We start from the raw sequence: 14,295 nt of genomic DNA, 5'->3' as shown, positions 1-14,295 counted from the left end.
CATGGACCACCCCGCACACCCCGGGCCGCTGGACGAGACGGTGGCCGACCTCCTCCTCGTCGACCACCACGTGCACGGCGCGCTGCGGGCGGCGGTCGACCGACCGACGTTCGAGTCGATGATCACCGAGGGGCCGAGACCGCACTCGGCGGGGACCGCGTTCGACTCGCAGGTCGGCTTCGCCATCCGGCGCTGGTGCGCGCCACTGCTCGACCTGCCGCCGCACGCGCCTGCGGACGAGTACTGGGCGCGCCGGTGCGAGCTCGGGGAGGACGAGGTCAACCGGCGGCTCCTCGGAGCGGCCGGCACCGACACCTACCTCGTCGAGACCGGGTACCTCGGGGACGCCGTCCTGACGCCCGCGGAACACGCCGAGGCAGCCGGCGCGGCCGCGCACGAGGTCGTCCGGCTCGAGACCGTGGCCGAGGGGCTGCTCGGGGAGGTGGACTCGGGGCGCGCCTTCGTCGGGGAGTACCCGTCCGTCCTGGAGGAGGCGACCCGCGCGGCCGTCGGCACCAAGAGCATCATCGCCTACCGCGCCGGCTTCGACGTCGACCCGGCACGCCCCGACGACGCCGAGGTCGTCGACGCCGTCGACCGCCTCCTCGGCTCCGCGTCCGGCCGGATCCGGGTCGACGACCCGGTGCTCCTGCGCCACCTCCTGTGGTGCGGTGTCGACCGCGGCCTGCCCCTGCAGCTGCACAGCGGCTACGGCGACCCCGATCTGGACCTGCACCGGGCCAACCCCCTGCTCCTCATGCCCTGGCTCCGCCAGGTGGAGCCGACCGGCGTCCCGGTGATGCTGCTGCACAACTACCCGTACCACCGCGAGGCGGGCTATCTCGCCCAGATGTTCGACAACGTCTACTTCGACGTGGGCCTGGGCCTCTTCTACTCCGGCAGCCAGAGCGCGCAGATCGTCGCCGAGTCGCTCGAGGTCGCGCCCTTCACCAAGCAGCTGTACTCGTCGGACGCCTGGGGGCCGAGCGAGCTGCACCTCCTCGGTGCACTGCTGTGGCGGCGTGGCATCAGCCGGGTCGTCGGGCAGTGGGTCCAGGACGGGGAGTGGGCCCTGCCCGATGCGGAGCGCGTCCTGCACCTCATCGGTCACGAGAACGCCCGGCGGGTGTACCGGCTCTGACCTGCTGCTGAGACGCAGGTGGCCGTCCCGCCCGCATCGCGGCCGGCGCGGCGTCGGTCCTCCACGATGGGGGCCACGCCGCCTCGCTCGTGGTCACCCCTGTGGGGACCGGGCCACGCAGCGTCACCGAGACGCCGGACCCGGAGCGCTCGTTGCCCGTGGATCGGTCCCGGGCTGTATCACGGGCGCCCGGGCGCGCTCGATCAGACGTGGACATCCCCTCGGTGTTCCGGATCACGCTCCTCGACGGCTTCACCCTCCGGTCCCTGGCTCCCGAACCGGTGGTGACCGACCTCCCGCGGGGAGTGCAGCGGTTGGTGGCGTTCCTGTGCATGTCGCGCGGGCCGGCCCGGACGGAGGTCGCCGGCCGGCTGTGGCCCGACGTCGCCGAGGCACAGGCCCAGGCGAGCCTGCGCTCGGCGCTGTGGCGCCTGCGCAGGACCGCGCCGGGACTCGTCGAGGGGACGCCGTGCGGCCTCTCCCTCGCGGCCGGGGTCCGCGTCGACGTCCGGGAGCTGCAGGTGTGGGCCGACCGGGTCCTGGACCCGCGGGCCCGGGCCGACCAGGTGTTCCTGCCGGACGCGGCGCTCCGGGGCGACCTCCTGCCCGGCTGGTACGACGACTGGGTCCTGCTGGAGCGGGAACGGGTCAGGCAACTCCGATTGCACGCGCTGGAGGCCGCCGCGGCCCGGATCGCCGCCGCAGGCCACCACGGCACGGCCGTGCAGGCCGCGCACCTGGCGATCCAGGCCGAGCCGCTGCGGGAGAGCGCCCACCGCACCTTGGTACGAGTGCATCTCGCCGAGGGGAACACCACCGAGGCACTGCGGGCCTACGCACTCTTCCGGGAGATGCTGCTCGACGAGCTCGGCGTGCTCCCCACCGAGCAGATGACCCGCCTCGTCCGGGGCATCGGCGCAGCGCGCCGGTCCGCGTCCTGAGGTGCCGCGTCGGGGAAGTCGGTCGACCGCCGGCTCCACGCGTCCCGGTACAGGTCGTCGAGTGCCGCTGTCCCCGCCCGCTGCTGGGGAACGTCCTCCGTGCGCCGCCGGTGCGTCATCGAGCGGATCGGGGGGTGGATCGCTCGTCGACACCGGCCCCGGCGTCGCGAGGAGGTGGTCCCCGCTCCAGGCGGGAGGAGACACGCACGGTGGGCGGGACCCCGCGTCGCCCACCGGGTTCGGGCGGCGTGGCCAGGAGGCCGACCTCCCTGGCGCGCTGGACCGCCATCAGCCTGTCCCGCACGCCGAGCTTGCGGTACAGGTGCTCGAGGTGCTTGTGCACCGTCCGGGGGGAGGTGTTCAGGCGCCGGGCGATCGCCTGAGCGGTGAGACCTGCCCCGAGGAGGGTGAGGACGGCGAACTCGCGTTCCGTGAGGCGGCGGTCCCGGGCGCGCTCGACCTGCTCGTCCGGCACGTCGTGGAGCGCGCGGTGCTGGCGCACGAGCGCGGCCAGCGCCGGGACGACCAGCGTGGCCAGGGCGGTGTCAGCGTCGTCGTAGTCGTCGTCGGGACGACTGACCACGTAGGCCTCGATCCCGTGGCCCACCCGCAGCGGCAGCGCGAGCTGGTGGGTGATCCCCAAGGGACGCGCGAACGCCGACCACTCCGCGCACATCCTCGGGCCGGCCACCGCGCGGGGTACTCGGCCCAGCGTCTGCGGTGCGGAGCTGCCCGTGACGGAGTACCAGCGGATGAGCGGCTGCGTGGTGGCGTCGGGGAGAGGACCGGACGGCGGCGTCATCGGCAGGTAGCCGACCGGCCAGCCGCCGACGACGTGGTCCACCCATGCGCGGTCCACGGCGTTCAGCGAGCAGCAGGCCGCACCGAAGGACTCGAGGAGCAGGGCCGCCACCTGCGCATGGGGGAACTCCCGTGCCCCGGGCTGCTCCTGCAGGATGTCGCCGACGAGCTCCAGCCACGCTGCATGACGCCTCGTGGTGCGCGACACGATGCTGAGCGTAATCCGATGGCGCCGTCCCGTGGAGGTCGTCCGGGCACGTCTCCCTGGTGTGCGCCGCCGTCGGGTGGCGCGACTACGCACAACTGCGTACAGTCCCGGCGCTCGGACGTGAATAGCGTTGCTGTTCCACAGCTCGTGCGCGTGCGTCCAGGGGGAACCATGTCGGTCGGCGTCGTACACCTGTGTCCCAGGACGACCAGCGCGAAGGCCGGCCAGGCGCCACCGAGCCGCGGCACGTGAGCCGCTGGTCGATCCCGGAGTAGCCGGGGCGCGACGGCCTCCACGTGAGCCCGTGGCCGCTCGCGGCTGCACCGCGACGGGGGTCGCGCAGCCTCCCAGCCGGCACCTCCGAGGTCCCACCGACGGGGATGTCCGTCCCGCGGGCGCTCCAGCACCAGGTGCCCGCCGTTCTGCAGCGGCGGTCGCCCGAGCGGCGGATCCCCAGCCGGAAGACGGATGGCGCCGGCGCTCCCTCGGATCCACCTGCTCGTCCCGAGAGGAAGGAGCTCTCACGTGGACCGTTCACCAGCCGCCCGCGTGACGCTGCTCGACGGCTTCGGGCTGGAGCTGCCCGCCCGTGGACAGCGGTCGACCGCTGACGACCTGCCTCGCGGAGTGCAGCGCCTGGTGGCACACCTGTGCCTGTCCCACCGGCCGACCCGGACCGTGATGGCGGGTCACCTGTGGCCCGATGTCCCCGAGGGGCAGGCGCACGGGAGTCTCCGGTCGGCGCTGTGGCGTCTCAACAAGGCGGCGCCGGGTCTGGTCGAGGCCTCCGGCAGTGCGGTCCACCTGGCGGCGGACGTCCGGGTCGACGTGCGTGACCTCAGCGACTGGGCGCAGCGGGCGATCGCTCCGCCGCGAGGTGCCCATGACGTCGCCGTGCCCGACGCTGCCCTCCTCGGCGACCTCCTGCCGGGTTGGTACGACGACTGGGTCCTCCTCGAGCGTGAGCGGCTCCGCCAGCTCCGCATGCAGGCGCTGGAGGCCGTGGCGGCCCGACTCGCCTTGCTCGGCCGCCACTGCGAGGCCCTGCAGGCGGCTCATGCCGCGGTCCGCGCCGAACCGCTGCGGGAGAGCGCCCATCGGACGCTGGTCAGCGTCCACCTGGCCGAGGGCAACGTGGCCGAGGCCGTCCGGGCCTACGAGCTATTCCGGACGTTGCTGCAGGACGAGCTGGGCGTGCCCCCGACCGAGCAGATGACCCGGCTGGTCGAGCGCATCCCGCGGATCCGCCGGACGCTGTCCGTGCAGCCACCGAGCTGCCCGAGGGGGCGCAGTCCCATCGGCAGCACCGGTCTGCCCGAGCCCCGGACGACGTCCGAGCCGACGCGCAGGCACTGACGCCAGCGGACCGGCACGGCCGGCTCCCCCCGTCCCGCGACCGGACGGGTTCGGGGTCCTCGACCGGGGACAGGGTGCAGCGGCGCTCCGTGCGCACCGACCGCCGGCGGCGTCGTCCGTCGTCGGTGGTCGTCCGTCCGGGGAGTCGGAGCCTCCGCGGGCCAGCGTCCGGCGGCCGCACCGTCGGCGTCGGCAAGTCATCCGTATGGGGGACTGTGCCACGCAGCGTGACCTCTGAGCATGGGTCTTCGCACGTCGACCGCATAGAGCGGTTGTCGGAGGGCTGACTCCGCGACGCTGCGTGGCACCCCGTAGGAGAGATCACTTGGTCGACGACCCGAGTGCAGCACTGCTCATCCGCGTCTGGCTCGAAGGCCCCGGAGAGTTCAGGGCGCGGCTCATGACCCTGCGTGACGCCACCGCGGAGGCGCCCGCGGAGCAGGTGACGGTCGCCGTGGCGTCGTCTCCCGGTGGCGTGCTCGACGCCGTGCGTGACTGGCTCGACGGCTTCACCCGGCAGGCCATGGACTCGGGTGCCGCTGACGGGTGAGCCCCAGGTGCGACGGACGAGCACGCCTACCCCGGTGACAGGGACCGCAGGACGGCTGCCGGCGTCCTGCCGCCGGCCGGTCGACGACCGGGGGTCACGCCCGCTGCCGCCGGTCGTCAGCCCCATCACCGGTGGACCGACCTGGCCATGCTCACGGTCAGTCGAAGTGCTCGTCCCCCGTCGGCTCGTAGTGGGCGATGCCGTTCATCTGCTGCCGCAGCCGGCTCGTCTCCCGGTACAGGGCCTTCCTGCTGCGGTTGATGCCGCCGAGCGGGCGGTGTTCGGCGAGGCTGTGCCACGGGGTGAAGGACAGGACGTCGGCGAAGTCCAGCTGGGCGAGTGACGCGAACTCTTGTCGGGGGATGCGGAGCTCGGCGACAGGGATGAAGGGTGTCTCGGACTCCTTCCACTCGATCGAGCCGTCCTCGATCGGCTGCCGGTGCGGGTCCTTCTGCAGCTGCACCATGAAGTCGAACGTCACGTCCTCGTGGCGCAACGTCTCGATCATGGCCTCGCGGAGGTAGTTGTCGGACGGGATCCGTGGGACCGGGGTCCTCCGGTCGGCGCGGGGCTTGACCGAGTAGTGGACCGCCAAGCCCTCCCCGTGCAGATGGGCCGTGCAGCTGAACAGCTGCGATTCCAGGGGGCTGCCCAGGAGGCGGGAGTCGAGGGCCTGCATGACGAAGTCGAGGAACCTGCTCGGGTGCAGCGGGTTGAAGAAGTACGTCGCCGGCCGCATCTTCAGGATCGCCGTCTGCAGGATCGCCATCCCGGCCGTGTCCCGAGCGGTGAAGGTCCGTACTCCGATCACCGTGAAGTCCTGCGTGTTCCGCTCGTCGTCCAGCAGCTTGGGGCCTGGCACACCCAGCAGCTTGATGCCCATCCCGACGACGCCGACGTGCTCGGCGTCAGGGGTGATGACGCTGCCGGTGTCGGCGACCCTGACCCAGGCCCGGTAGGTCCGCGGTTGGCTGAAGACGCCCTGCGCGAGGTGGTCCGGCAGTCCCGGCAGCACGCGGAACTCGGCCCGCACCACGCCGTAGGTCTTCGCGTTCGCCCCGCGCTCGGCCTTGCGCGTCGAGTAGCGGCGGAGCAGATTCTGCCGGAAGACCTCGATGATCTCCTCCGTCACGGCGGATTCGTCGGAGGGGATGAGCTCCTCCGCCGGCCCGAGCTGCAGGTCCTGGCGGAACGCGTTCTTGAGGAACTGCACGACCGCCCGGATGAGGCTGCTCCCGGCCTCCCCCGGCATCCGGTTGAGGACGGGTTGCCGCCGAACGACCGCGGCGACGCCGAACACGGTGTCGTTGAGGAACTGCAGCAGGGCGCTGCCCAGTGCCGAGTCGGCCAGCCTGGTGGCGAGTCCTGCCCGGGAGGGCGCGCGTTCGGACCGCGCCACCGGAGTCACCGGGTGCTGGTCCCGTCCGGTCGACGGGTCGGCTGCTGTGCGTCGCACAGGTCTTCCCCCTCACGAGGTGCGGCGGGCTCGCTCCTCCGTCGGCGCGGGCCCTCGCCGCTGCTGTTGGCAGGAGGCGGCGGGTGCCGCCGGGTCAGGACGTCCCCCCGGGGCCGGGGACCTCCGCTGTGCCGACGACCGCCCACCGGCTCTCGGCGGGCACGCCCCGCACCCTCCGAGGACCTCGAGGACGGCCTGGTGCTGGTGCTCCGTGCGCACCCGACTCACTGACCGGGTCCCGTCGCTGACGCGCACCGCGGTGTCGTCCCGGCGCAGGGGGATCTCGAGGCTCACCGGGGCTCCTCCTGGGTCGAGGGTGCTCGGCGCGCTGCCGTCGGGTTCATCAGGCCGAGCGGGTCGCGGCGATCGCGATGGGGCCGGCGACCCCTGCATGCGCCAGGTAGCGCGAGATCGAGTGGGGGTCGGTGTCGTTCTCCACCTCGAGGTCGGTGAGCGGCGCCCCCCAGGACTTCTGCAGGGGGTGCCCCAGGGCGACCACGTCGTTGACGTCGTAGGCGGTCAGCCACTCGACCCCGGGGTGCTCGTGGCCCGGGTGGATGAGGTTCTTCTGCACCGCCTCGAGGCCCAGCGGTGACCCCGCCGTCACCCACAGCACGGTCCGCCTGCGCACGTCGTCGTCGTGCAGCAGGTCCCGGGCCACCACCGTGCCCAAGCTGTGCGAGACGAGCAGCAGCGGCCCGTCCGGGGGGACGGCCTCCCGGACCACCTGCAGGACCTCGTCCCGGCCGTCGCCGAGGTAGATCGCGACGTCGCGCAGCTGCGCGGTGATCACGAGCTGGTCGACCCGCGACCGCTTGGCGAGCGAGACGAGCAGCTCTCGCGCCGGTCCCCAGGAGAGGATCCGGTCGCGCAGGCCCTCCTCGCGCAGCCGGCCCCCACCTCCCGTCCGCTCGACCGGCGGCGGCTCGTCGGGGTCGGGGACCGCCATCCCGGCGGCCCGGGCGAGGTCGATGAGCAGTTCCCGCTCGAGTGCGCCGGTCTCGGGCGGAGTGGCGGGGGAGAACGGTCCCGGTTCGTCCGTCGGCCGCGTCGACTCCAGCGTGAGGGCCTTGCCCGCCGACGCCGCGGTGACCTGGTACAGGACGTTGCCGTAGAACGGCAGGACCGCCCGTTCGGCGGGCAGCGGGTCGGCGCCGGCGGCGGTGAGCCCGGCGTTCAGGGCCGCCAGCCACTTGCGGAGCAGCTGCTCCGGCTTCTTGAACTCCTGTCCACGGCCGTGGAGGAAGACCAGTGTCGGTGCGGCCATCTCACTGCTCCTCACCGAGGATCGGGGTCAGCAGGCGGCGCTGCTCCGGCGGGACGTCGGCCCCGCGGAGGCTGCGGACGATCCGGCTGACGCGGGCCCCCTCGTTGCCGACGTAGGCCACCGCGTCCTCGCTCATGTCGGGTGTCCAGCGCTGCCCGTCGCGGGTCAGCTCGAAGCCCTCGTCGTCGGTGGCGGCGACCCCGCCGTGGTGCAGCGCGACCATCTCCCACTGGTCGTTGAAGACCGGTGCACCCGACGAGCCCTCCCGGGTGTCGCTCTCGTAGCGCAGCCACAGGTCGTCCTCCGCGACCATGCGGTTGAACCGGAGGCTGACCCGCTTGCGCTCGCCCGCGGGGTGGTGGATCACGTTGAGCACCTCGCCGATGACGGCCTTGCCCGTCTGTCCGATGAGCGGGATGGAGCCGTACGTCTCGCCGGGCGGCCGGCCGGCCCGCAGGGCGACCGCGACGAGGGTGTAGTCCAGCTCGGGGTCGGTGACGAAGCAGTCGCCCGGGGCCAGCGGCCACCGGTCCTCGTCCCGGGACTCGCCGTCCTCGTCGTACTCGTAGGCGAACTCCACGGCCATCCCGGCGGCCTCGTCCGGCGTCCGGACGACGTGGTGGTTGGTCAGCAGGAGGCGGTCGGTGACCAGCGATCCCGTGCCGATGGGCACGACCGGCTGGCGCCGCGGCGCCTCGACGACCCGACCGACCGAGCGGGCCGCCTTCAGCCCGCAGTCGAAGAAGCTCAGCCAGACGGAGTCGTCCTGGTCGACGATGCCCTCCAGCCGCAGGTGCCGTCGCCGCAGCCGGTCCTGGCGCCTCCGGAGGTCCTCGGGTGGGTTGACCAGGCTCAGGTCCCGTCGGTCGATGGCTCTGCGGGCGGCCTCGCGCTGGTCCTCGCTGGCGTCCCACCGCTCCCGGATCTCGCGCAGCCGGTCGTCCACCCCGGTCGCCACCATGATCGTGCTCTCCTCAACCCCGGACGACGGGACGCTGCCACGGCAGGAAGGCGTTGGGCACCGACCGCAGGGCCGGTCGCAGCTGCGGGTAGTGCCGCAGGATCACCGAGGCCATGGTGTTGTCCGCCAGCCAGCGCATGCCGGGCACCGTGTAGACCGCCGGGGTGAAGTCCCCGGCCAGGAACCGGTCGCTGTTGAGCCGGCGCGACGCCATGAGGATGAAGATCCGGAACGCGGTGTCGCTGAACGCGAACCCCTCGGGCAGGCGCTCGGCGAACAGTCCGACCATGAGGTCGACCTTCTCGACGTCCCCGCCGTAGAGGTGCGACATCTGCCGCGCGAGGTCGGGATCGCCGGTCAGCTCCTCGAAGCCGGCGGGCGCCCGCAGCCGCAGCAGCCGCCGGAACTCGCAGTAGCGGGGGACGCCGAGCTCGCGGTGGCGCAGGATGTCGACGGCGGCGAGGTCCATGACCTTCCCGTCCGGGCGGACGAACTCCTGCAGGAACCTCGGGAAGTTGTGCAGGGTCACCACCCCGGGGTGCTCCGTGCCGAAGGAGTACAGGAGGTCGGCCACCGGCACGGTGTCCAGCAGTGCCAGCGACCCCGGGCCGGCCAGCTCGCGCAGGTCGTAGGGCTCCGCCCGGTACCGCCGGTCGTCCTCGTGCGAGCGCAGGTCGAACAGGTCCGGCATGAGCGGGTGCATGCGGTAGACGGCGCTGAACTCCTCGGTCAGCGAGTACGGCACGCCGTAGTCCCGCGTCGGCGACCCCGGGATGCCGCTGACCAGCTCGCTGCCGCTGAGCCGGCCGAACACCGTGCTGAGGCGCTCTCCGGCCAAGCCCCACCAGTTCGCCCGCAGCGCGGCGACCGTGGTGGGGTGGCTGATGACGGCGGGGGTCCACTCGGCGGTGTGGATCTTGGCGGTCAGCGCGGCGACCACGAGCCGGGCGCGCTGGAAGAGCTCCTCGTCACCCCACGTGGGGAATTCGTCGGCCAGCATGTCGCAGACGGCGTTGTGCTCGCGGGTGAAGAGGGTCTGCAGCGGTACCAGGCCGAGCCAGAACCCCGGTTCCTCGAGCGTCGGGTGGTCGCTCCTGGGCGTCGGCAGCATCCCGTTGGCCTCGACGCGCAGCTTGCCGCCCTCGAACGTCCGGGCCTCTCGCTGCTGCTCGGCGGTGACGCCGTAGATCTGGGAGGCGTCCCACCAGTGGGTGCAGGTGTTGACCGACGTCCGCGGTGACGAGGTGTCCGGGCGGGTCGGGTCCTCGGGAGTGCGCATGATCAGCATGGGCCGCTCGGGCCACGGGTCGTCGTCGGCCAGCTCGACCCGCCACGGGTCCTCGGTGGGGCTCTTCCCGTGGCTGAACCAGTCACGGATCATCCACTGCAGCCACGGGGCGACGAGCGCGTTGACCGACGTCGCGGGGATCAGCTCGTTCCGGGTCATCAGCTGCCGGCTGACCTCGCGGGGGCTGGGCTCGACGACCTCGGCCGGCGCCGGTCGGCCGGCCGCGACGAGCGGCACGTTGCGCCCGAACCGCGAGCCGGCCATCCCCGCGGACGGGACCGCGAGGTCGTTGTAGCTGCCGTCCACCGTCCGCGAGGTCATGACCTGCGGGTCGAACGGCGGGACGGCCGGGGGCTGCGTGGTCGGCAGCGCGCCGGTGTCGTGCAGGTTGTGCCGGCGCAGCGCGTCACGGAGGCCGGCGAGCACCGCCAGCCCCAGCGGCACGGGCAGCCGGTCCCAGCCGAGGACCCGGTCCAGCGCCTGGGCCGCCGCGCGGTAGACCCGCCACGGCAGGCCCGGCCGGTAGCCGCTCGCGGCCCTGGCGGTGCCGGGCTGGGCCGTCGTCCGGGGTGCTCCGTTGCCGGCGATCCTGCTGCTGGGTGGCTCGGTCGTGGACGCCTTGGTCATGGATGCCTCCTCGGGGCGTGCGCGGTTGCCTCGTGCGGTGCCGTGGTGTCTCGCTGGTCCAGCGGGCCGAGCCGAGCCGGCTCCGGAGAGAGCGGGGCGGCCAGTCCGCTGATACGCGAGCGCGCGTCCGGGTTCGCCGCGCCGGGGCCACCGGCCCGTGTCGCCCGCGCCGCGGTCCCGTCACGGACCCGGTCGAGGACGTCCGGCAGGCCGGTGACGGCGTCGACCGAGCCGACGGAGAGCGTGGCGCCCGGAGCCGACGGGAGCGGGCCTTCACGTGCCACCTCCGGGGCGTGTCGGTGCGCCGGCCCGTGCCGGTCGCGGCTGGGGCACGGGGCCTCCGTCCCCGGTGCCGGCGTCCGTGGCGGGCCCGCCGAGGGGCACCGGGGTCGTCGGTGGCGCCCCGGGCTCGGTGCGCCACGGCACGTGCGTCCCCGGGGCCTCCGCGAACATCGCAGTGGCGTGCTGCTGCCCGAGTGCGATCGCCCGGGTGATGAACTCGGGGTCGAAGAGCAGGTAGCTCAGCACATCCCCGCGGCGGGGCCCGTCCCCGCCGAGGAGCTGGGCCAGCAGCGGGAGGTCGGGCTCCCGCAGGGTGCGCAGCGCGCCTCGGAGCCCGGTGAAGTGGTCCCGGTACACATCGGCGGCCAGCCGGCTGAGGGTGGCCCGTTCCGGCGGACCCGCGAAGAGGTGCGGCACCACGGACAGCGGCCGCCCGGTGCTCCTGCGTCCACCACCGGCGGCCACGAGTTCGTTGACCTTGGTCAGCGTTCGCAGGTCCTCGACCATCCGGTCGACGAAGGCGGCGTCCAGCAGCATGACGAGCGCGTCGTCGACGTCGGGCCGGTCGTGGTGGGCATGGGCCGGGCCGGATCCGGTGGCGTGGGTGCCCGGGTGGGTCGCGGCCACGACCAGGGCGTCGCAGCCGAGGTCGAGGGCCGGCTTGAGCGGGGCGTTGAGACGGATCCCGCCGTCGAGGTACCACCCGGTCCGCTCCGGCGGCTCGGTCACCCGGACAGGGGGGAAGACGACGGGGATGGCCGCCGAGGCCCGCACGTGCGAGCTGCCGACCGGGGCGGCGACGTAGTCCAGCGCCCGGTCCTCGTCGGCCGGCGGCAGGGTCGATCCGGGCGCCAGGTCGGTGAACACCACCGTGCGGCCGGTGCGTCCGGACGTGGCGACGACGGCCAGCGCCTGGCAGTCCCCGTGCTCGACGTTGGTGCGCAGCTGTCCCCAGTCGACGGCCGCGTCGGCGGTGCGCGCCAGCGGCGTGGTGTCCACGAGGCCGGTCAGCCGCACGCCGCCGATGCCGAACCGCTGCGCGAGCCACGTCCCGGCCGTCCGCGGCGTGGAGGCCAGCAGGGGCCCGAACACGTCGCGCGGCCCGATCCGGCGCCACACGCGGAGCAGCGCCGCGGCCTGCTCGTCGGCCGGCAGGTGCGCGCCTGCGGCCAGCAGGGTGGCGTTGATCGCCCCGGCGCTCGTGCCGACGAACACCCGAGGCCGGGCACCGGCCGCGGCCAGCCGCGGGACGATCACGGACAGGGCGCCGGCCTCGTACGCCCCCCGGGCACCGGCACCGGCGATCACCATCCCCACCCGCTCCGGGGCCGGGTCGCCACGTCGGCCGGGATCGGACTGGCTCACGTCGCACCTCCCTGGCCGAGGTCGGCGAGCGGCACCTGGCCGGCGTCCCTCCGGCCGACGTCGATCCGAGCGACGACCGGGTTCCGGACCTGCGCTTCCACGTGCGCCTCCTGGATCTCCGACGAGCCGGCGGGCGGGTCAGCGGGAACGGAACGGGCGGCGGGGCGGGTGGCGGCGCCGCGCGCCCAGGTTGGCCAGCGAGAGCGCGAGGTTCAGCGCGGAGATGGCGGTGGCCATCGCCCCGGCGCGCCGGGGCAGGTCGCCCCGGCGCCAGGCGAGGAAGGCCGCGACCGTGTCGCTGCCGTGGACGACGGGGGCCAGCTGCTCCGCGTGCCCCCGCCGACGGGCGTCGGGGGCCAGCAGCTCGGCGCCGATGAGGACGGTCCGGATGCCGAACATGCGCAGCGGGTAGCGCATCCCCGGCTGGGTGGCCGGGTCGATGTCCAGGCGGCGGATGACCAGGCCGGGAGCGAGCAGGCCCGCCGACCCCATCGTCAGCCGGACGCCCGCGAGCAGGACGCGGGCGAGGTCGGCGCTCGACGTCATCGGGGGACCCTCCCGTCGGCCGAGGGGCCGGAGGCGATGTAGTGCAGGGCGCGGACGCCGGGGAGGAAGAAGTAGCCGCCGCCGCGGAGCCGCACGAACCGGGGCAGGTCGAGCAGGCGGTGGCGGACGGGGTCGGCCGGGAGGGGGAACACACCGCCGTCCGGGGCGTGGTTCCCGGCGATCGGGTCCGGGCTGTCCTGCAGGCCCGCGAACGCCGGGTTGTTCAGCCAGGTGTGCTGCACGAACTCGAACTGGCGGCTGATGTTGGCGTTCAGGCAGAGGAAGTGCAGCCCGAGCTCGGTGTCCGCCCCCGTCCTGTCGCCGGCGTCCCGGGTCCGCGGCGGAACGGCGTACTGCCGGCCGCGGCGCAGGAGGCGGTGCCGGTCGTTGACCCGGACCGAGGCCTCCGAGCCGGGGCGCGGGTCCAGCGAGTCCCGCGGGTTGGCCCGGCGGGCGTGCGCCGCGATCGGGCACCCGAGGCCGAGCGCGTCGCCGTCGCGGTGGTAGCGGAAGGCGTTGTCCACCGGATGGGCCTGGTCGTCGTGGTCGGGACTGATCGTCAGGGACGTGCCGCTGGGCCACCGTCCCACCATCTTCGCGGCCACCTGGGCGGCGGACAGCCCGGTCCGTGCCGCCCATCGTTCGGTGTGGGCCCGGAAGGCGGGGACGTCGAGCGCGAAGGTCCGGGCGACCAGGTACGTGCCGTTGCGCCCGAGGTCGACGCTGGGCGTCTCGGCGTCGGGGGCGGGGGGCAGCAGCCGGCCGGGGTCCTCCGCCGCGGGCAGGAGGGGGCGTCGGGTGCGCTTGCCGTAGGCGTTCGGGTACCCGAGGAGGAACTCCCCCAGGGCCACGTCACCGTCGGCGCCCTCCCCGTGCAGGCCGGCCACCGCGGGCTGGGAGATCCCGTCGGCGAAACCGAGGTGGTCACGCTGCGCCAGGGTGGTGGTCGGCAGCGTGACGACCTCCTCGACCCCGTCGGCCGGGACCAGTCGGCTGACCGCCTCGGTGTGCGCTCGCAGTTCCTGGTCGGACACCGCGTAGAGGAGGAGCAGGACGTCGACGCGGGGGTTGGTGGGGCCGCCCCACGTCCAGGTCGAGGGCGCGTGCTCGCCCACGTCACCGAGGAAGACGCTGCGGGTGGGAGTGGCCATCCCGCCGGCGAACTCCAGGGGGAACTGCTCCAGCGCCGCCTGCGGCAGCCCCAGCCGGGCGAGGCCGTAGTGGCCGAGGGCGACGTTGAGGGCCCGGGTGCTGTGGTCGCCGGCCATGCTGGTCACCAGGGGGAGGAGGTCGGCGAGGAACGCGCGTCCTGCTGCGCAGTCGTCCACGCGCAGGCCCAGGAACACCGCCTCCGGGAGCCGCCCGTACCCGCTCCCCACGATACCCTGGACGTCGGCCCGGTCGACGCCGCGCCCACTGCGAGGAGCGGGGCCGGATGAGGGCGCGGCCCGCCCCCGGGCGCCGCGGTCGACGCGCGGAGGCGCCGCGCTGCGGGTCGGTGCCATG

General features: G+C 74.0%; 12 protein-coding genes. 4 read left to right on the top strand and 8 right to left on the bottom strand.

The genetic code is table 11. The annotated features are described in order from the left end of the window. Position 1 precedes the first annotated feature (1 nt). Complete coding sequence (locus tag ACWIX3_RS17705; protein ID WP_448608652.1) at positions 2–1,141, top strand: amidohydrolase family protein; 1,140 nt, start codon at positions 2–4, stop codon at positions 1,139–1,141. A gap of 209 nt (positions 1,142–1,350) precedes the next feature. Then, a complete protein-coding gene (locus ACWIX3_RS17700) occupies positions 1,351–2,082 on the top strand; it encodes an AfsR/SARP family transcriptional regulator (protein ID WP_448608651.1) in 732 nt (243 codons plus the stop codon). 115 nt (positions 2,083–2,197) lie between these two features. Here the strand turns inward: ACWIX3_RS17700 and ACWIX3_RS17695 are convergent, their stop codons facing one another. Continuing rightward, positions 2,198–3,091, bottom strand: a complete 894-nt coding sequence (locus ACWIX3_RS17695; RefSeq protein WP_448608650.1) for a response regulator transcription factor — start codon at positions 3,089–3,091, stop codon at positions 2,198–2,200. A 525-nt stretch (positions 3,092–3,616) separates the two neighbouring features. On the opposite strand from ACWIX3_RS17695, the gene ACWIX3_RS17690 reads away from it, so the two are divergent. Both ACWIX3_RS17690 and ACWIX3_RS17685 read left to right on the top strand, forming a co-directional pair. After that, positions 3,617–4,447, top strand: coding sequence for an AfsR/SARP family transcriptional regulator (locus tag ACWIX3_RS17690; protein WP_448608649.1), 831 nt, complete (start codon positions 3,617–3,619; stop codon positions 4,445–4,447). A gap of 325 nt (positions 4,448–4,772) precedes the next feature. Then, complete coding sequence (locus ACWIX3_RS17685) at positions 4,773–4,997, top strand: hypothetical protein (protein ID WP_448608648.1); 225 nt, start codon at positions 4,773–4,775, stop codon at positions 4,995–4,997. Between the two features lie 157 nt (positions 4,998–5,154). On the opposite strand, the gene ACWIX3_RS17680 is transcribed toward ACWIX3_RS17685, so the two are convergent. The 7 genes from ACWIX3_RS17680 to ACWIX3_RS17650 form a co-directional block, all read right to left on the bottom strand. After that, positions 5,155–6,396, bottom strand: coding sequence for a catalase family protein (locus ACWIX3_RS17680; protein ID WP_448608647.1), 1,242 nt, complete (start codon positions 6,394–6,396; stop codon positions 5,155–5,157). A gap of 400 nt (positions 6,397–6,796) precedes the next feature. Beyond that, positions 6,797–7,720 carry a hypothetical protein gene (locus tag ACWIX3_RS17675; protein ID WP_448608646.1) on the bottom strand — a complete coding sequence of 308 codons (924 nt, stop codon included), beginning with the start codon at positions 7,718–7,720 and terminating at the stop codon, positions 6,797–6,799. 1 nt (position 7,721) lies between these two features. Next, entirely contained in the window at positions 7,722–8,681 is a 960-nt protein-coding gene (locus tag ACWIX3_RS17670; RefSeq protein ID WP_448608645.1) for a trypsin-like serine peptidase, read from the bottom strand. A gap of 13 nt (positions 8,682–8,694) precedes the next feature. Then, the gene (locus tag ACWIX3_RS17665; RefSeq protein ID WP_448608644.1) at positions 8,695–10,596 is read right to left on the bottom strand and encodes a peroxidase family protein; all 1,902 of its coding nucleotides are present in this window, start codon (positions 10,594–10,596) and stop codon (positions 8,695–8,697) included. A 273-nt stretch (positions 10,597–10,869) separates the two neighbouring features. Then, the gene (locus ACWIX3_RS17660; protein ID WP_448608643.1) at positions 10,870–12,243 is read right to left on the bottom strand and encodes a patatin-like phospholipase family protein; all 1,374 of its coding nucleotides are present in this window, start codon (positions 12,241–12,243) and stop codon (positions 10,870–10,872) included. A gap of 138 nt (positions 12,244–12,381) precedes the next feature. Further along, positions 12,382–12,789: a hypothetical protein gene (locus ACWIX3_RS17655; RefSeq protein ID WP_448608642.1), complete on the bottom strand. Its 408-nt coding sequence runs from the start codon at positions 12,787–12,789 to the stop codon at positions 12,382–12,384. Further along, positions 12,786–14,168, bottom strand: coding sequence for a Dyp-type peroxidase (locus ACWIX3_RS17650; protein ID WP_448608641.1), 1,383 nt, complete (start codon positions 14,166–14,168; stop codon positions 12,786–12,788). The genes ACWIX3_RS17655 and ACWIX3_RS17650 overlap by 4 nt, the downstream gene beginning before the upstream one ends. Between the last annotated feature and the right edge of the window lie 127 nt (positions 14,169–14,295).

It is taken from the genome of Geodermatophilus sp. URMC 60, from assembly GCF_053502585.1.
This window is presented reverse-complemented; position numbering and strand designations above follow the sequence as displayed.